General features: G+C 37.3%; 15 protein-coding genes, 1 rRNA gene and 1 pseudogene. 6 read left to right on the top strand and 11 right to left on the bottom strand.

Translation table 11 applies throughout. From position 1 onward, the window contains the following. Together G468_RS0112015 and murI are read right to left on the bottom strand one after the other, a co-directional pair. Positions 1 to 226, bottom strand: a 16S ribosomal RNA gene (locus G468_RS0112015); the annotation flags it as partial. 420 nt (positions 227 to 646) lie between these two features. Next, on the bottom strand, positions 647 to 1,486 hold the full coding sequence (gene murI / locus G468_RS0112020; RefSeq protein ID WP_026823337.1) for a glutamate racemase: 840 nt from the start codon (positions 1,484 to 1,486) through the stop codon (positions 647 to 649). Between the two features lie 338 nt (positions 1,487 to 1,824). Between murI and trmA the strand changes: the two genes are divergently transcribed. Next, entirely contained in the window at positions 1,825 to 2,928 is a 1,104-nt protein-coding gene (trmA, locus tag G468_RS0112025; protein ID WP_026823338.1) for a tRNA (uridine(54)-C5)-methyltransferase TrmA, read from the top strand. Between the two features lie 221 nt (positions 2,929 to 3,149). Here trmA and fabR read toward each other — a convergent pair whose 3' ends face one another. Continuing rightward, the gene (gene fabR, locus G468_RS0112030; protein ID WP_026823339.1) at positions 3,150 to 3,791 is read right to left on the bottom strand and encodes an HTH-type transcriptional repressor FabR; all 642 of its coding nucleotides are present in this window, start codon (positions 3,789 to 3,791) and stop codon (positions 3,150 to 3,152) included. Between the two features lie 212 nt (positions 3,792 to 4,003). Here fabR and sthA point away from each other — a divergent pair, with 212 nt between their 5' ends. Further along, a complete protein-coding gene (gene sthA, locus G468_RS0112035; protein WP_026823340.1) occupies positions 4,004 to 5,401 on the top strand; it encodes a Si-specific NAD(P)(+) transhydrogenase in 1,398 nt (465 codons plus the stop codon). Positions 5,402 to 5,436: 35 nt separating this feature from the next. Here sthA and oxyR read toward each other — a convergent pair whose 3' ends face one another. Further along, positions 5,437 to 6,339: a DNA-binding transcriptional regulator OxyR gene (gene oxyR / locus G468_RS0112040; protein WP_026823341.1), complete on the bottom strand. Its 903-nt coding sequence runs from the start codon at positions 6,337 to 6,339 to the stop codon at positions 5,437 to 5,439. A 627-nt stretch (positions 6,340 to 6,966) separates the two neighbouring features. Here oxyR and argE point away from each other — a divergent pair. The 4 genes from argE (at position 6,967) to glnG (ending at position 12,419) form a co-directional block, all read left to right on the top strand. Next, complete coding sequence (gene argE, locus G468_RS0112045; RefSeq protein WP_026823342.1) at positions 6,967 to 8,121, top strand: acetylornithine deacetylase; 1,155 nt, start codon at positions 6,967 to 6,969, stop codon at positions 8,119 to 8,121. A 264-nt stretch (positions 8,122 to 8,385) separates the two neighbouring features. Next, entirely contained in the window at positions 8,386 to 9,795 is a 1,410-nt protein-coding gene (gene glnA / locus G468_RS0112050; RefSeq protein ID WP_026823343.1) for a glutamate--ammonia ligase, read from the top strand. Positions 9,796 to 9,941: 146 nt separating this feature from the next. Further along, positions 9,942 to 10,982, top strand: coding sequence for a nitrogen regulation protein NR(II) (gene glnL / locus G468_RS0112055; protein WP_026823344.1), 1,041 nt, complete (start codon positions 9,942 to 9,944; stop codon positions 10,980 to 10,982). Between the two features lie 9 nt (positions 10,983 to 10,991). Further along, entirely contained in the window at positions 10,992 to 12,419 is a 1,428-nt protein-coding gene (gene glnG, locus G468_RS0112060; protein WP_026823345.1) for a nitrogen regulation protein NR(I), read from the top strand. A 45-nt stretch (positions 12,420 to 12,464) separates the two neighbouring features. On the opposite strand, the gene hemN is transcribed toward glnG, so the two are convergent. From hemN to G468_RS0112095, 7 genes and pseudogenes are all read right to left on the bottom strand, one after another. Then, a complete protein-coding gene (hemN, locus tag G468_RS0112065; protein ID WP_026823346.1) occupies positions 12,465 to 13,838 on the bottom strand; it encodes an oxygen-independent coproporphyrinogen III oxidase in 1,374 nt (457 codons plus the stop codon). Positions 13,839 to 14,068: 230 nt separating this feature from the next. Continuing rightward, a complete protein-coding gene (gene yihI, locus G468_RS0112070) occupies positions 14,069 to 14,584 on the bottom strand; it encodes a Der GTPase-activating protein YihI (RefSeq protein WP_026823347.1) in 516 nt (171 codons plus the stop codon). Positions 14,585 to 14,751: 167 nt separating this feature from the next. Further along, positions 14,752 to 16,080 (bottom strand): NCS2 family permease, encoded by a 1,329-nt coding sequence (locus G468_RS0112075; protein ID WP_026823348.1) that lies wholly within the window; start codon positions 16,078 to 16,080, stop codon positions 14,752 to 14,754. Between the two features lie 259 nt (positions 16,081 to 16,339). Beyond that, positions 16,340 to 17,074, bottom strand: a complete 735-nt coding sequence (locus G468_RS0112080; protein WP_026823349.1) for an amino acid ABC transporter permease — start codon at positions 17,072 to 17,074, stop codon at positions 16,340 to 16,342. Between the two features lies 1 nt (position 17,075). Next, positions 17,076 to 17,813 (bottom strand): amino acid ABC transporter permease, encoded by a 738-nt coding sequence (locus tag G468_RS0112085; protein ID WP_026823350.1) that lies wholly within the window; start codon positions 17,811 to 17,813, stop codon positions 17,076 to 17,078. A 61-nt stretch (positions 17,814 to 17,874) separates the two neighbouring features. After that, positions 17,875 to 18,699, bottom strand: a complete 825-nt coding sequence (locus G468_RS0112090) for an ABC transporter substrate-binding protein (RefSeq protein WP_026823351.1) — start codon at positions 18,697 to 18,699, stop codon at positions 17,875 to 17,877. A 158-nt stretch (positions 18,700 to 18,857) separates the two neighbouring features. After that, positions 18,858 to 19,133 (bottom strand): annotated as a pseudogene (locus G468_RS0112095) (PhoU domain-containing protein); the annotation flags it as partial. Positions 19,134 to 19,222: the final 89 nt, after the last annotated feature.

Raw genomic sequence — 19,222 nt, forward strand, 5'->3', positions numbered from 1 at the left:
CGAAGGTGTGAGGCCAGAAGGTCCCCCACTTTGCTCCTTAGAGATTATGCGGTATTAGCCACCGTTTCCAGTGGTTATCCCCCGCCTTCGGCCAGATCCCCATACCTTACTCACCCGTCCGCCGCTCGCCGGCAAGAAAGCAAGCTTTCTCCCGCTGCCGCTCGACTTGCATGTGTTAGGCCTGCCGCCAGCGTTCAATCTGAGCCATGATCAAACTCTTCAATTAAAAGTTTGATGCTCAAAGAATGTTTTACTGGCCGTAACGCTTTTTTGCCACTTTGTTGGCCTTTTATTGCCTTCGCCGTTGGCTAAAATAACGTTACTGCTTATTAGTTCATATATGAATTAACTGTTTGTCACTCTTTAAGACTTAATCTTCAAATAGTTTTTGATGATGTCTTGCGAGTGCCCACACAGATTGTCTGATTAATTGTTAAAGAGCGTGCGACTGGAGTCGCGAGGTGGCGTATACTACGCTTTTCACCTGTAAAGTCAAGTAGTTATTTCTACTTTTCTTTTTTATTACTGATTAAAAATATAATTGTTTATTCTCGACCAGTGGGAGCGCATTATAGGCGGTTTTACGCCGCTGGCAACCGTTATTTAAAAAAAATTGTCTAATTGGTTTATATTTCGACAAATAGGCTTAAATAGAAATTTTTTCTAACTGATTGAAACCTTCATTCATCAATACAGGGATAAGCTTTTCAGCTTCAACATCCATTCTAGTGCAATAGGCGATATTTTTATTTTTTGTTAAAATCAGATCTGGATGATTATTGATTAACCAAACCGCTCGTCTAGCAATTGCTGCGCCAGAATCAATGAGTCTGGTTCCGTCAAACAACACTTCTTTTAGTTCTGCCGATAATAATGGGAAATGTGTACAACCGAGCACAATGGTGTCAGGGGGTTCTTTCATTTTTAACCACGGTTTTACAATGCGCACTAATGTTTCTGTTGAGATTATTTGGCCATGAAGTTTTTTTTCTGCTAATTCGACTAATTCTGACGAAGCAATCATCTCAACTTTACAATCAACAGCAAATCGGTCGATAAGCTCTCTAGTATAGTTTCCACTAACAGTGGCCTTGGTTGCTAATAGTCCAATAATACCATTACGTGTTAATTTAGTTGCTGGTTTTATCGCGGGAACAACGCCTATAATTGGAAATTGAAAATGTGCTCTTAAAATAGGTAGACTGACCGTACTGGCAGTATTACAAGCAATAATTGCTATTGCCAATGCGTGTTTTTGTTGAATTTGATCGATGAAGCGAATAATACGTTCAATAATAAATTCGGCACTCTTCTCTCCATAAGGAAAAGCATCATTATCAAAAGCATAAATATAGTGTAGATCTGGCAATAATTGTCTGACTTCACGGTAAACAGATAAGCCACCAACACCAGAATCAAAAATTAGAATAGTTGGCCGAGCCGTTTTCAACTGAGCAGAGGTTACTTTTTTTATTTTATTTTTCATTCATTTCGTCACAATAATGAACAATATGCTGATAAGAGAATTGTTAGTAAAAATAGTCATGAGTAATTATACAGTAATATTAGATTGAATAAATCCATGTGCAGTTGTAATAACTGCCCGCTTGTTTTAAGACAATATTATAACTTATTTTTATTTTTGCATTATCGTCCAATATCGATGGCCTAAAATTTTACGACTCTTACTATCAATGTTGGAAAAATAAGCTTAGAAAAACTATTTTAACTACGATTCATAAATCGTGCATCAAAGCTAGACATCTCTTTCTCTTTCCCTACAATCACACGATAGAAAATTTTTTATAATATGAATCTGAATACATGCTAAATAATCTATCAATTACCCAATACAACTCGCAGTTAACTGAAAAAATCAAATATTTAAACAGTATTATGCTGCCTTATAATGCACCTAAGCCAGAAATTTTTCGTTCTGATTTTTCCTACTATAGAATGCGTGCTGAATTTCGCCTCTGGCATGAAGGGCAAGATTTATTTCATATAATGTTTGATCAAACGACTAAACAACGTATAAGAATTGATCAATTACCTATCGCTTGTAAATTAATTAATCAAATGATGGTTGCCTTAATTCCCCTAATTAAAAGTAAATCTGTTTTACGTTATAAACTCTTCCAAGTAGATTATTTATCAACATTAAGTAATAAGATTATTGTTTCGTTAATTTACCACAAAAAATTGAATGAGGAATGGATTGAGCAAGCTAAACAATTACGTATCGCTTTAATTAATCAAGGTTTTGATATACAGCTAATTGGACGCGCAGCAAAAACAAAAATTATATTAGAACAGGATCATATTGATGAGGTATTACCTATTGCTGGTAAGTCAATTATTTATCGCCAAATTGAAAATAGTTTTACCCAACCCAATGCCGGAATAAATATCAAAATGTTAGAATGGGCAATTGATTGCACTAAAAACGCAAAAGGAGATTTACTTGAGCTTTATTGTGGAAACGGTAATTTTTCTATCGCACTAGCGCAAAATTTTAATCGTATACTGGCAACCGAGATTGCCAAACCATCAGTAGCTGCTGCTCAATATAATATTGAAGCTAATAAAATTAATAATGTAAAAATTATTCGAATGTCAGCAGAAGATTTCACCCAAGCAATACAAGGTGAACGTCAGTTTAGACGCCTGGAAGGTGTTGATTTAATGAGTTATAAATGTAACACAATTTTGATTGATCCACCTCGTTGTGGTTTAGATGAAAAAACAGTTGCATTAGTACAAAAATATCCACGTATTCTTTATATATCCTGTAATCCCAATACACTTTGTCACAATCTAAATATACTTAATAAAACCCATAAAATTCATCGATTAGCATTATTTGATCAATTTCCTTATACCCACCATATTGAATGTGGAGTTTTACTTGAGAATAAAGATATTTAAATGAGAGAAAAACGCCATTAAAAATATGGCGTTTTATAAGTCATAACAGCAAAGAATCTATCTAGCGATGGCTAATATTATTTTACTGTTAGAATAAATATTAAATAATATTGATATAAATAATATTTTTCTAATACTTATAATATTAAAAGCCATTTAAAAAGCTAATATAGAAAATAATAATAAATAGTTGCAATTTGGGATTTACTGCAAAAAATTATTTATAATTTGATATTATGTTTTTCCTGTTCGCGACGATACCAATAATAGGCGCCTCTAGCGATCATTCTAAGTTGTAAAACTAACCGCTCTTCCAAAAGTTGTCTTTTTTCCTGATCAATATCTAATGCTTCAGCCCCCGCACTAAATACAATAGTAACCATGGCTTCTGCTTGTATTTCAGTAAAATACCGAGGCATGTTACTTTCTTGTTGCAAGTAATCGGCCAATTCAGCAATAAAATGCTGAATTTCTCTGGCAACTGCAGCACGAAACTCAGCAGATGTGCCTGAACGTTCACGCAGCAATAACCGAAAGGCATTCGGATTATTACCAATAAATTCCATAAAAGTAGCAACAGATGTTCGAATGACGCTACCACCTTTTGCAATACGCTGTCGAGCTTGACGCATTAATTGACGGAGCATAAGCCCGCTTTCATCAACCATGGTCAATCCTAATTCATCAACATCACGAAAATGTCGATAAAAAGAAGTGGGTGCAATACCTGCTTCTCGCGCAACTTCACGTAAGCTGAGACTAGTAAAGCTACGCTCAGCACTCAATTGACTAAAAGCCGCTTCTATCAGAGAACGACGCGTTTTTTCTTTCTGCTTTGCTCTAATGCCTGTAATATTACTCACAGTAATTAATATACCTCTTCGATAATAATGCAACTAGACCACTATACCAAATTTTAACAGATTTGCAGTGTTCTTAAGTTTAACTAGTATATAAGGAATTTCTGTTTATTTATTAAAATGTAAAGCCTGAATCTTATATTTAAGCATGATTAAAGAAGATAATGTTAATGTGATTTGTCTACTCGTATTTACATAATAATAGGTTATACCGAATGCCACAGATTCAATTTGATACTATCGTTATTGGTTCCGGCCCCGGGGGAGAAGGCGCAGCAATGGGGTTGGTAAAACAAGGGAAAAAAGTTGCCGTTATTGAACGTTATAATAAAATTGGCGGTGGTTGTACCCACTGGGGAACAATTCCCTCTAAAGCGCTTCGGCACGCGGTCAGCCGAATTATCGAATTTAATCAAAACCCATTATACAGCGATAAGTCTCGTCTTCTGCGCTCTTCTTTCTCCGACATTCTTAAACAAGCCGAAACCGTAATCAATCAACAAACACATATGCGACAAGGATTTTACGAACGGAATGGCTGTAATATGTTTGCTGGTGAAGCCTCTTTCATTGACGAACATACCGTAAAAGTTCTTTATAATGATGGTACTGACGATACGCTATATGCTGAAAAAATTATTATCGCAACCGGCTCTCGTCCTTATTGTCCACCTGATGTCGATTTTCAGCATTCACGCATTTACAATAGCGATTCGATTTTAACACTCAATCATGAACCCCGACATGTTATTATTTATGGTGCAGGAGTAATTGGCTGTGAATATGCTTCAATTTTTAGAGGGTTAGGGGTAAAAGTTGATCTTATTAATACCCGTGATCACCTTCTCTCGTTTCTAGACCAAGAAATGTCAGATGCTTTATCATACCATTTTTGGAATAATGGTGTTGTTATTCGCCATAATGAAGAATATGAAAAAGTTGAAGGAACAGATGATGGCGTAATTATTCATCTGAAATCTGGTAAAAAGGTCAAAGCCGATTGTCTATTATATGCTAATGGCCGTACCGGAAATACTGATAATCTAAATTTAGAAAATATCGCTATTCCTATTGATAATCGAGGTCTGATTAAAGTTGACGCTACCTATCGTACTCATAATGAAAATATCTATGCTGTCGGCGATGTTATTGGTTATCCCAGTTTAGCTTCAGCGGCTTATGATCAAGGTCGTCTCGCAGCCCGTGCAATAACAACAGGTCACGGTGATACTCATTTAATTGAGGATATTCCAACCGGGATCTACACCATTCCTGAAATCAGTTCTGTCGGTAAAACCGAACAACAATTGACTGCCATGAAAATTCCGTATGAAGTCGTGCGCGCCCAATTTAAACACTTAGCCAGAGCGCAGATAGCAGGGATGAATGTAGGCAGTTTAAAAATTCTATTTCATCGCGAAACATTAAAAATTTTAGGTATTCACTGCTTCGGGGAGCGTGCAGCAGAAATTATTCATATTGGACAGGCAATTATGGAGCAAAAAGGTGAAGGTAATACTATTGAATATTTCGTTAATACCACCTTCAATTATCCAACTATGGCAGAAGCATTTCGGGTTGCTGCGCTAAATGGATTAAACCGTCTGTTTTAACCAAATAGAACCCAATGTTAGAAGTAAGTTAACAATTAATTTTTACTATAGTATCGCTGCATTTGTTTACGTATTGCCTCAGCAAATTGTTCATGACAACTTCTAAGCGGTGAACCAGGTCGATAAACTAAAACAATCGAACGTGAAGGAACAGGGTTAATACAATCAAGATAATAGACGCCATCACGTTTTATCTCTTTCGGCACCGATAAATCTGGCAAAAGTGTTATACCACTGCCAGCTGCCACCATGTTACGTAATGTTTCCAAACTGGTGGCACGAAAGTGGGTATCATCTTTGGCCCCGACCTGAAAACAATATCCCATCGCTTGATCACGTAAACAGTGACCATCCTCCAACATGAGTAATTTCTGCCCAACAAGCTCTTGCATCTCAATTTCCTTACGATTGAACCACGGATGCTCTTCATAAATGGCTAATCGCATAGGTTCCTCATAAAGAGGAATTTCAATAAAAGCTTCAGTCTCTTTCACTTGCGCTAATATTGCACAATCCAGTTTACCATTATTTAATTGTGCTAACAGATGGTGTGTCTGTGCTTCATGTAAATACATCTCCAGTTTAGGAAATAAACGGTGTAATTCTGGAATGATGTGAGGCAAAAGATAAGGACCAATGGTAGGAATTAATCCTATGTGTAACGGGCCTGACATGCTTTCACCTTGTAAGGAAGCCATTTCCTGCAATATTTTAACTTCTCGCAGTACTGTTCTAGCTTGTTCAACTAATAATAATCCCTGCTGAGTAAACAAAACCTTTCGGCTTGTTCGTTCTAACAACATAACCCCTAAATCGTCTTCCAATTTACGAATTTGACCGCTTAGGGTCGGTTGACTAACATGGCAGGCATCTGCAGCACGCCGAAAATGTTTATGCTCAGCTAATGCAACAAGGTACTCCAAATCACGAATATTCATGCCTATTCCTTCCCTAAATATAAATTTGATAGAATCAACCTATCTATTCATCATAATGGATCCAGTTTTCCTATCAACGAAAAAATTCAGCAATAAAATTTATTTTTGTAATTCATAGATAAAAACAATGAAATTAAACGTTTGCACGGTGAGTTGTTTATCGCCAGTGACTGATTCTGCTGAGTTGCTAAAATTGCACAACTAACTTGCGGCCATAAAACACAGCCTCAACGCTATATTTACAGAATATTCAGATTCACTAAGCATCGATTGTATACATCACCAATAAAGGCTTGACTGAACTCTTATGGTCAAATTAATTGCCATTGTTTAATTTAAATCGACCCATTGCGATAATTATTTTATTAATAGTATTATTATGTTATGGCAAATATTTTTTAATTCTTAAATAAAATCTTTATATCGAAATATATATTATAATGACGAACCTATACACCATTAATTTTCCTTTTTTCCTGTGTATATTGGGGTTATGGATTCAAGGAAAAATTAGTATCATTAACATTCTCATTAATAAATCTTGTACACTGAACTAATATTAATTACTGTATTTTTATTCAAAGAAATGCATGAGTATTGAAATTTTAGTCATTAAGGCTGGTAGCAGTGAAAGCGAAACTCCCGACATTTATTGAGTTATATCGTCAATTAATTGCCATACCATCAATTAGTTCTGTCGATGCAAGACGCGATCAAAGTAATGAAGCATTAATTAATCTACTGGCAGAATGGCTAAAGACGCTAGGTGGAAAAATAACCATTCAACCGGTGCCAGAAACTCGCCATAAATTCAATTTACTGGCTACTTTTGGTCAAGGAGAGGAGGGATTACTACTCTGTGGGCATACTGATACGGTTCCTTTTGATGAAGGGCGCTGGACAAAAGATCCTTTCCAATTAACGGAATATAGCAACAAATTATATGGTTTAGGCAGCGCAGATATGAAAGGATTTTTCGCTTTTATTATTGATGCCTTACGCAATATCGATATTTATCAGTTACAGCATCCCATCTATATTTTGGCAACTGCTGATGAAGAAACCACCATGGCAGGGGCACGTTATTTTGCCACAACGGCTGAAATTCAGCCTGAATTGGCGATTATTGGCGAGCCAACTTCACTACGACCCATTCGCGCTCATAAGGGGCATATCGCCAATGCCATCCGCATTACCGGTCAATCAGGCCATTCAAGTGATCCAGCAAAGGGTATCAATGCGATTGAATTAATGCATGAAACCATTAGTCAGTTAATTATGCTTAGAAATAGACTAAAAACTGATTACCATCACAAGGCATTTGCTATTCCCTACCCAACAATGAATTTTGGACATATTCATGGCGGGGATGCAGTAAATCGAATTTGTGGATGCTGTGAACTACATATCGATATTCGCCCACTACCTGGTCTATCACTACAAAATTTGGATGAATTATTGCATGCCGCACTTGAACCGATTAAACATCGTTGGCCTAATCGCATTACTATCGAGGAACTACATCCTGCTATTCCTGGTTTTGAATGCCCAATAAATCATAAGATGTTGAAAATAATTGAAAATTTATTAAACAAGAAAGCACAAACCGTTAATTACTGCACCGAAGCACCTTTTATTCAAACTCGCTGTCCAACATTAATATTAGGTCCAGGCTCGATAGAGCAAGCGCATCAACCTGATGAATTTATTGAAATTAAATATATAAAACCAACAATTGCATTACTTTCACAAATGATAACCCATTTTTGTTTGAAAAAATAAACCACTACATAGGAAATCAAATAAGGCAAGTTCGTATTCCTTTCGTTTATTGCACTATTTGTGTGCATTTTAGGCGTCTAAAACGCACACAAATAGTGCAATTTACTATTCAATTTATTATTATTTACTCATAAATCATTCAAAAAGCATTTATTCTAGGTTATAAATAATTTGGCATGATTTTCGCTTAATGATTAATTAACAACTTTAATGAAACTTTTTGGCACTATCGTTCAAAAGTAGGATCCAATCAGGAGAAGCTTTATGTCTGTTGAGCATGTTTTATCCATGATCAAAGAGCACCATGTTAAATATATTGATCTACGCTTTACCGATACCAGAGGTAAAGAGCAACATATCACTATTCCTGCTCACCAAATCAACGAAGATTTCTTTGAAGAGGGAAAAATGTTTGACGGCTCCTCTATTGCCGGTTGGAAAGGAATTAATGAATCAGATATGATGCTTATGCCTGATCCCGAGACGGCAGTGCTAGATCCTTTTTTTAGTGATTCAACCCTAATTATTCGCTGTGATATCCTAGAGCCCCATACCCATCAGGGCTACCAACGCGATCCACGTTCAATTTCTAAACGCGCCGAAAATTTCTTACGCAGTAGCGGTATCGCCGATACGGTATTATTTGGACCTGAACCTGAATTCTTTGTGTTTGATGATATTCGCTTTGGCAACAATATTTCTGGTGCTTATTATCATATCGACGATATCGAAGCAGCCTGGAATTCTGGCGCACACTATGAAGATGGCAATAAAGGTCATCGACCAAGCGTTAAAGGGGGTTATTTTCCTGTCCCACCCGTTGATTCCTCTCAAAATATGCGCTCCGCCATGTGTTCCACCATGGAGAAAATGGGTTTAATTGTCGAAGCACACCACCATGAGGTTGCCACCGCAGGCCAAAATGAGGTCGCTACCCGTTTTAATACAATGACCAAAAAAGCCGATGAAACACAAATATACAAATACGTCGTGCATAATATTGCTCATGCTTTTGGCAAAACAGCGACATTTATGCCAAAGCCACTCGTGGGTGATAACGGCTCTGGCATGCATTGTCATATGTCGCTGGAAAAAAATGGCACCAACTTGTTTGCCGGTAATAAATATGGTGGGCTATCTGAAACAGCCCTTTATTACATTGATGGTATTATTAAACATGCGCGTGCTTTAAATGCCTTTACGAATCCAACCACCAACTCCTATAAGCGTCTAGTACCTGGTTTCGAAGCACCGGTAATGTTGGCTTATTCAGCGCGTAACCGGTCAGCTTCTATTCGCATTCCAATGGTTGCCAATCCGAGAGCATCACGGATTGAAGTTCGTTTTCCTGATCCGGCGGCTAATCCTTACTTAGCCTTTGCTGCACAATTAATGGCAGGTCTCGATGGAATTATGAATAAAATTCATCCCGGAGAAGCGATGGATAAAAATTTATATGACTTACCTGCGGAAGAAGCACAAGAGATCCCAACTGTTGCCAGTTCACTGGAAGAAGCCCTGCATGCGTTGGATATAGATCGCGAATTTTTGAAACGCGGTGAAGTATTTACTGATGAAACGATAGACGCCTATATCAACTTATTAAAAAATGATGTTCAACGTATTCAGATGGCACCTCATCCATTAGAGTTCGAAATGTACTACAGCGTCTGATAAACCCTTCTCCGCTGGGTATTTTTTGTTGTGTTATATTACCTCATCATTTGATGAGGTTTTTTCTGCCTAATTATTGAACAAAAATACTTGGTTTATACTCAAATATGTTAATATGCACTAAAAAGGTGCAGGAGTAAAACTACGTGAAAATTGATAAATTACCCATTGCCGATCATATCTTAGATTGCTTGTTGCATAATATTCTCTTACTGGATAATAAACTCATCATCCAGTACGCTAATTATGCTAGCCGCCAATTTTTTTCAGCTAATCCAAGAAAATTGCTGGGTACACCGCTACCAATTCTTTTTGATTATTGTTCGTTTGATATGGATTTAATGCAAAAAAAAATAAAAAAAAATAAAAGTTTTACCGATAATGAAGTCACTCTGGTTATCAATAATCACTCTTATAACGTGACTATCAGTGCGCAGCCCATTTCACAAGGCTTTATTTTACTAGAATTTTCGCCGGTCAATTCCTATCGCCGTTTAGAGCAAGAACAATCATTACAAATCCTATCACGTGACTTAATCCGAACTTTAGCCCATGAAATAAAAAACCCGTTAGGGGGTTTACGTGGCGCAGCTCAACTGTTAGCCAAAACCCTTTCTAGTTCTGAGCAGTTAGAATATACCCAAGTCATTATTGAGCAAGCCGATCGCTTACGCAATCTCGTTGATCGTCTACTCGGCCCTCAACATCCCGGTTTGAAAACAACACAAAGTATCCACCAGGTTGTTGAGCGTACTTACTATTTAATATCACTGACGCTACCGGAAAATATTAAATTAATAAAAGACTATGATCCTAGTTTACCTGAATTACCACACTATCCCGAACAAATTGAACAAGTGTTACTTAATATAAGCCAAAACGCGATACAAGCAATGGAAGAAAACGGTGGAACCTTGACTATGCGGACTCGCACAGCGTTTCATGTGACATTACACGGAAAAACGTATCGGCTTGCCGCCCGTATCGATATTGAAGATAATGGTCCAGGTATTCCATCACAGATACAAGATACGCTGTTCTATCCGATGGTAAGTCATCATAAAGGTGGCAATGGCTTAGGACTCTCAATTGCACAAAATATTATTGACCAGCATGCTGGTAGAATCGAATTTTCTAGTTGGCCTGGCCATACGCAATTTTCGATTTATCTTCCTATTAAGAATTAGGTAACTGATATGCAAAAAGGTAAGGTGTGGATCGTTGATGATGATAGTGCCATTCGGTGGGTTTTAGAACGCGCGTTAAACAATGCCCACATGGAATGTACTAGCTTTGAAGATATTCAAAGTGTATTAATAGCATTAGAAAAAACCTGTCCGGATGTTCTAATTTCCGATATTCATATGCCAGATAACGATGGGTTAACCCTGCTGACACGACTTAAACAGAGCCATCCTAAATTACCGATTATTATTATGACTGCCCATTCAGATCTGAATACGGCAGTTAATGCCTATCAACAAGGTGCTTTTGATTACTTGCCAAAACCTTTCGATATTGACGAAACAATATTGTTAGTTAAACGCGCACTGAATTATTATCGCAATCAACAACCAAATACCAGATCAAATTCTCCACCAACGGCTGCTGTCAGCAAAATTATTGGTGAAGCACCCGCCATGCAGGAAGTGTATCGAATTATCGGTCGCTTATCTCGCTCCTCAATTAGTGTACTTATTAACGGTGAATCTGGCACTGGTAAAGAGTTAATTGCGGATGCGCTTCATCGTCATAGCCCTAAAGCAACTGGGCCCTTTATTGCGCTAAATATGGCAGCTATTCCTAAAGATCTGATTGAATCTGAGTTATTTGGTCATGAAAAAGGCGCTTTTACTGGTGCCAGCCAGGTCAGGCAGGGACGTTTCGAACAAGCGCATGGCGGTTCACTTTTTCTCGATGAAATCGGTGATATGCCACTTGATATTCAAACCCGCCTGTTACGCGTATTGGCTGAAGGCCAGTTTTATCGAGTCGGTGGTTATACACCCATTAAAGTTGATGTCCGTATCATTGCCGCTACCCATCAATGCCTTGAACAATTAGTACAAGAAGGCAAATTTAGAGAAGATCTCTTTCATCGTCTTAATGTCATCCGTATTCCTCTGCCACCATTGCGTGAACGGACTGAAGATATTCCGCATTTAGCCCGCTATTTCCTCCACCAGACCGCACAACAACTTGGTGTGGAGAGCAAAATTTTGGCGCCTCAGACAGAAACGATCTTAATGTCTTTACCTTGGTCGGGTAACGTGCGCCAGTTAGAAAATGTCTGCAGTTGGCTTACCGTGATGTCTTCCAGCCAAATGATATTACCGCAAGATCTGCCAAGCGATCTGCAACAAAATCAACAATTTCTTTATTCACCTAAAAAGACACTAGCGACAAATAACGAAAAATGGCTTGATCCACTGGCTAATTGGACAAAAACAGCGCTCGAAAATAATAAACAGAATTTACTACAGCAAGTATTACCGCAGATTGAACGTACCATGCTTGAATGTGCTTTAACCTATACCAAAGGTCATAAACAAGAAGCCGCTCGCTTACTCGGTTGGGGGAGAAATACCCTTACCCGTAAGTTGAAAGAATTTGGTATGTCCTAGTAAAAAAGAGCTGAAATATATGGCTATGCTATCCTCTTTAACCAACTAAATCACTCGTGAAAATTGACGTTGCCGCATTTGGTTGCGCAAATAAATATCAAAACACATACATATATTACGGATCAACAAACGACCTTTAGCGGTAATCTGTAGCTCTCTTTGACCAACAATCACTAAACCATCTGCTATCATCGGTTGTAATAACTGCAAATCTGCAAAAAAATAATCCTTAAAATCAATTTGATAACGCTGTTCAATATCACTATAAACCAGTTGAAAATTACAGATTAAAGTTTTGATCACATCACGCCGAATACAATCATCCTGGGTCAAGGATAAACCTTTCCATATTGCATGTTGATGATTTTCAATAGCTTGATAGTAAGCGTTTAAATCTTTTTGATTTTGCGCATAATGATCACCTAACATGCTAATTGCAGATACCCCCAGTCCAAGTAAATCACAGTTTTGCTGGGTGGTATAGCCCTGAAAATTACGATGTAAGACCCCATTACGTTGTGCAATAGCCAATTCGTCCTTAGGTTTAGCAAAATGATCCATACCAATAAATTGGTAACCATTTTGTGTCAAGGTGAAAATCGTTTGCTGTAAAATAGCCAGTTTTTGTTCTGCTGTTGGTAGATCCTGTGTTTTAATTTTGCGTTGTGCAGCAAAAAGATGAGGCATATGGGCATAATTAAAAACACTTAAACGATCAGGGGAAAGTGCTAATACGCGCTCTAAAGTAAAAGCAAAAGTTTCCGCTGTCTGTTTAGGTAAACCATAAATTAGATCGATACTGGTAGAATTAAACCCCACCTCACGTGCACGTTGTACCAAAGCAAAAATAAACGCTTCATCCTGCTGACGGTTAACTAAATGTTGTACCTGTTTATTAAAATCCTGCACACCCATACTCAGGCGGTTAAAACCCTCACACCGCAAGTGATCAATAATATGCAATTCTATTTCTCGCGGATCAATTTCAATTGATATTTCGGCATCAACGGCAAAATTAAAGTGTGATTTTAACATTGCCATTAGTTGACTGAGCTGGGATTTATCCAAATAGGTTGGTGTTCCCCCTCCCCAATGCATTTGGATCACAGTTCGATTGGTAAATAATTGCGCTTGTTTTATGATCTCTTTTTCTAAAACCAACAGATAGTTATCTACTTTATGTTTATGGCGAGTCACCAGCTTATTACAGCCACAGAAATAACACAGCTTATGACAAAACGGGATATGTACATATAGAGACAGGGGCCTGTCAGGATAGCGACTAGCAGCAATAGCAAAATCACTATCACTATAATTGTGGTTAAATTCTAACGCAGTAGGATAAGAGGTATACCTGGGCCCAGCATAGTTATATTTTTGAATAAGGGAGAGATCCCAAATAATACTCTGCTCTGACATTTTTTTATCCTTCAATAATGGCTATCTCCTATCTTATAGCCAAACTCACATTACTCTATTTATTACTACCGTCTTAAGTGATAAAAAATTATCTTAATCTGATGTAAAGAATACATTCAGCAAAAATAATTACTGATAAGTTATTTATAATTTATCAGCAGCCAATATTACTATTTTATTAGGTAATAACACGCATTTTTATGATTATATAATGATAGGATGAACAATGCTTACTTCCCTTTCAAAAGCCGCATAATGTCATCCGGTTTATCATCATCGCCTTCGTCATCAAGCTCAATACCAACTATTTTCAACAAGCAATCAATTCGCTCCAGTTGTTTATCTACATAAGCCATTTCCTCTTTGGCTAATGTTTTACCTTCTTCAAGATGAGTTAACAACGTGGCTAGGCGCTCGTCATTTTCCAATAATGCCAACTCTTCTTCTGGTGCTAATATTGATTTTTCTACCTTACTTATTTTTGGCTTGTTGCTATTTAAGGCTTTTTCTTCTTTACCGTCAATCAATAGTGATATCGGTTTCTTACTGCCAATACGAGGATCTTTCTCCATCAACGGACGATTGCTATTTTGTGCGTCAGTTCTATTTTGATAACGGCTACCTGCTACGTGACCACGCTTTTTTTTCTGTTTTTTTCGTTCTCGGCTGGCTAAATTGAGCGCTTCACGATTTTTTTTCATTTTATTTGCTGCTTTTACAGCAGGTTTTTTTTTATGGCCAGACATAACCGGTTTTCTCTCATTGCGGATTTCAATTCTCTATTTAACACAATAATATGATATATAGATGACTTATACTAGCTACAGTAAAATTAGAATAAATTAAAACTTCGATAAAATTGTTACCGAAGTAATTTAAATAAATTTATTATTCAGATAATGTATTAATCCTATTACGCATCCACCAAAATAATTTTTGCAATAAATAATAGTGCCACAATAACGACGGCCAAACCAATTTCACGCCACCGTCCTGTCCCTATTTTCATTACACAATAAGCAATAAAACCTAACGCGATACCTTCTGTGATTGAAAAACTAAAAGGCATCATAACTGCTGTGATAAAAGCGGGCACTGACTCGGTTAAATCATGCCACTTAACACGTGTTAGGCTGGATGTCATCAGAACACCAACATAGATTAGTGCGCCAGCTGTTGCATAGGCGGGTACCATACTGGCTAACGGTGAAATAAAAATGGTTAATAAAAATAGCAAGCCAACCACAATTGCAGTTAATCCAGTACGTCCACCTATCGCCACCCCAGCACTACTTTCAATATAGGCAGTGACTGAAGATGTTCCCATTGTGCTACCTGCAACTGAGCTTAAACTATCAACATAAAGTGCTTGTTTCATCTGTGGAAATTTACCCGTCTTATCAGCCAAACCCGCTTTATCAGTAACTCCAATTAAAGTCCCTGAAGAATCAAAAAGATTAATTAGCATGAAAGAGAAAATAATGCCAGACAAAGCAATATCTAATGAGCCAATCATATCCACATGTCCAACCACCGTCATGATGCTAGGTGGTAACGCAAAAAAACCATTATATTGAACATCACCAATAATCATGCCAATAATCGTGGTGATCACAATAGAAACAAGGACTGCAGCATGAATATTACGAGCCGCTAACACGGCAATGATAAAAAATCCTAAGATCCCCAATAACACATTAGATTGAGAAAAATTACCAATTGCGACCAGAGTATCCGGATTAGCAACAATAATGCCCGCATTTTTTAATCCCATCAGGGCAATAAATAAACCAATACCGCTAGTAATACCAACCCGTAAGCTTAAGGGAATATGCGCAATAATCCAGTAACGAATATGAAAAAGCGTTAAGAGAAATAAACCAACAGCTCCCCAGAAGATTGCCCCCATTGCTACTTGCCAGGAATATCCCATAGCACCAACAACGACAAAAGCAAAAAAGGCATTTAATCCCATCGCAGGAGCGACAGCAACCGGTAAATTGGCCACCATGCCCATCATAATACTACCTAATGCCGCAACTAGACAGGTAGTGACAAAAACAGCTTTAATATCCATTCCCGCCATTGATAAAATTTGCGGATTAACAAAAACGATATAAACCATTGTCAAAAATGTCGTCAATCCAGCAATGATTTCTGTTCGAACTGTCGTGCCATGTTCTTGTAATTTAAACATGCGCTGAAGCAGACTCTGTTGTCTGATCGGATCTGTTTTGTTCATATACATAGCCTAATAATAAAAAAAGTTTTTTTGCTCTATCCTACAATAAAACTAATTCAAATAGTTAATTATAAAATAGAAAAAAGAAAAACAATTATCTGACATAATGATGTGTATGAGTATTCAACTCAGTAATCACTGTGAAAATAAAGCTTAGCGGAATCAAAAAGAGTGTGGCATAAATTCGAACGAATAAATCACCATTTGTTGCCAATCTTTCATTTATCTCTATATAAGGAAAAAAATAAAATAGCGGACATTATAGGGAAGCCAACTGTTTTAGCTGCTTACCCGACAATAAAGCTAGTGACGACCGATTTTTCTCTAAACGACGTAAGATTTGATTTGCTATCATCTCAAGTGAAAAACACATAATGAAATAGATTAAGGCAACAAATAGAAAAATTTCCATTGGATAAATCATTTCTCGATTATTCACTTGAGTTGCTAAAAATGATAATTCTGCCACTCCGACTATATAAGCCAATGAAGTATCTTTAATTAATGCAATCCACTGATTAATAAAGGAGGGGAGCATCATCCGTAATGCTTGCGGCAGTATAATATGCCATAACACCGCCCAACGGGTAAAACCTAACGACATCCCCGCTTGCCACTGCCCTTGGCCAATCGCCAAAATACCGGCTTTTACTCCATGTGCCAAATAAGCTGACGCGATCAAAGCTAAAGCACAAATTACAGTCGTCAATTCAGGAATATCCGTGCCTAATAAAACAGGTAATAAAAAGTAACTCCAGAAAATCAACATGATGACCGGTATAGCACGAAAAAAACCTAATACAGCTGCCAATAAATTTGCCCACCAACCTTTTAACATCGCTAATGCAATTCCACCAGCAATGCCAAGAAAAATAGAGATACCTCCTGCTAATAAACTTATTAACAGTGTCAGTGCTGCACCTTCTAAAGGGCCATCAGGAAATGTACCAAATAACAGATAGCGCCAATTTTCAGCAATGACTGCAAAATTCATGTTAATGTCCCTTTATTAATAGGCGCTGCTGACGCCATTGTCCCCAGGCTTCCATCACAGCGATAATGGCAATATAAAGGATTGTCGCCAGGCCAAATGCCGTAAAGGTTTGTAAACTTTGACTTTCAATCTGACGAGAAACATAAGAAAGTTCTGCAACACCAATCGCCATAGTGAGGGAAGAGTTTTTCACAATATTCATATATTGACCCAGCAAAGGCGGCATCGCGATTTTTAACGCTTGGGGCAAAACAACATAACGCATGGCTTGCCAATCAGATAAACCTAATGCTAATGCAGCAAAATTTTGCCCTTGCTTTACACCATAGATACCGGCTCTTAATTCTTCAGCAATGAAAGGCGTAGAGTAGAGGATTAATCCAATCACCCCGGCCAAAAACTCAAATGATGGCCATGCTAGCTGAAGACCGAGAATAGTGAGCTGATGTGGTGTATTTAGCCACTGCATAACTGATTCCGGCAATATTCCGCCGACGGCAAAGTACCAAAAAAAAAGCTGTATTAATAATGGTGTATTACGAAATAATGAAATATAACTAATTGCCAACCAACGCAAAAATACGATATGACTATCTCTAGCAGCAACGACAACAAAACCTAACAGGGATGAGAAGACTATGGCACAAAATGAGATCCCAATAGTAATGAGTAAACCCTGCCAAATCCAATCAAAATACTCAGGTGCTAATAGCTGGGTAGAAAAAAAGTATTCAAACATTGATATAACCTATTTATGATGAAGGTACTCATTTAGGTATTTTTATTAAAAATAATATTGCTTATTTTTCTAATGGTGCAAATTTAAAATCACCACGCGGTAGTGCTGCTTTTGTTGCTGGACCAAACCAACGATTATAAATTATTTCCGCCTGACCACTTTTTTCTAATTTTAATAAAGTATTATTTACTGCATTGATCAAATTCGTTTCACCTTTAGCGGCTGCTAATGCCTGATATTCACGGGTAAGACTAAAAGGTGAGATCTCATAATCTGCTTTAATTTTTGCCGGTAAGTTCCCCAATAAACCAACCAGCTTGGCGTCATCTTGAGTAATAGCTTGTACATTACCATTTCGTAATGCTGCAAAAGCAAGTGGAGTATCATCATAAGATATTACCTTAGTATTGGGATAGCGTTCACGTAGGGTAATTTCCTGCACTGTTCCTTTATCCGCACCGATACGTAAAGGAATAATGTCATCAGGCGTTTTTAATACCCCAATACGTGCGATAAACTTCTGTCCAGTGGCAAAATCAGGAATTGAAAAATCAACTTGCTTAGCGCGTTCATTGGTAATAGTAAAGTTAGCGCCAATCAAATCCACCTTACCTCCTGTTAATAGAGGTATTCGATTCGCTGGATTAGTTGGACGTAATACTAATTTAACCCCAAAATCATTAGCAATCGCTTCAGCAATATCAATGTCATATCCCACCAATTTTTTAGTTTTAGCGTCAATAAAGCCAAAAGGGGGATTACTATCAAAAACAGCAATACGGATCACACCGGATTTTTTAATACTTTCCAATTTATCTGCTTTTGCCAACCCAGTGACTAAGGCTAATGCGACAGATAATAAAGTTGTAATAAGATTGGATTTCATTTCACTATTACCCTTTACTGTAAATTTTTGTATATTTATTCAAGCTCAAATTATCAATTCACAGTTAGAACAGGAAATAATATAAAAATCTATATTTATTCCAAAATGGAATAAATATAAGCTAAAAATAATCATCAAATAATTGGCTGAAGAACCTGTTAATGACTGCCTTTGGTCAACATTTTTTCCACAAAATCCCCACCTAAATGACGAAAATCTTGCCCTTTTAAATAATAGAAAATAAATTCACAAATATTTTGGCAACGATCACCTATTCGCTCAATGGAACGCGCGCAAAACAAGGCTGTTAATACACTAGGAATAGTGCGAGGATCTTCCATCATATAAGTCATGAGTTGGCGAACAATTCCTTCATACTCTTCATCAACTTTTTTATCTTCCAAATAAACCACAATTGCTGCATCCAAATCCATTGTAGTGGTCTAATAAAACTGTAGAGATTTATAGCTTATAATTAAGCAAAATCTTATAGGTATAAATATGACCCGAAAAGTAAAAGTAA

This window comes from Arsenophonus nasoniae DSM 15247 (assembly GCF_000429565.1).
GTDB classification, from domain to species: domain Bacteria; phylum Pseudomonadota; class Gammaproteobacteria; order Enterobacterales; family Enterobacteriaceae; genus Arsenophonus; species Arsenophonus nasoniae.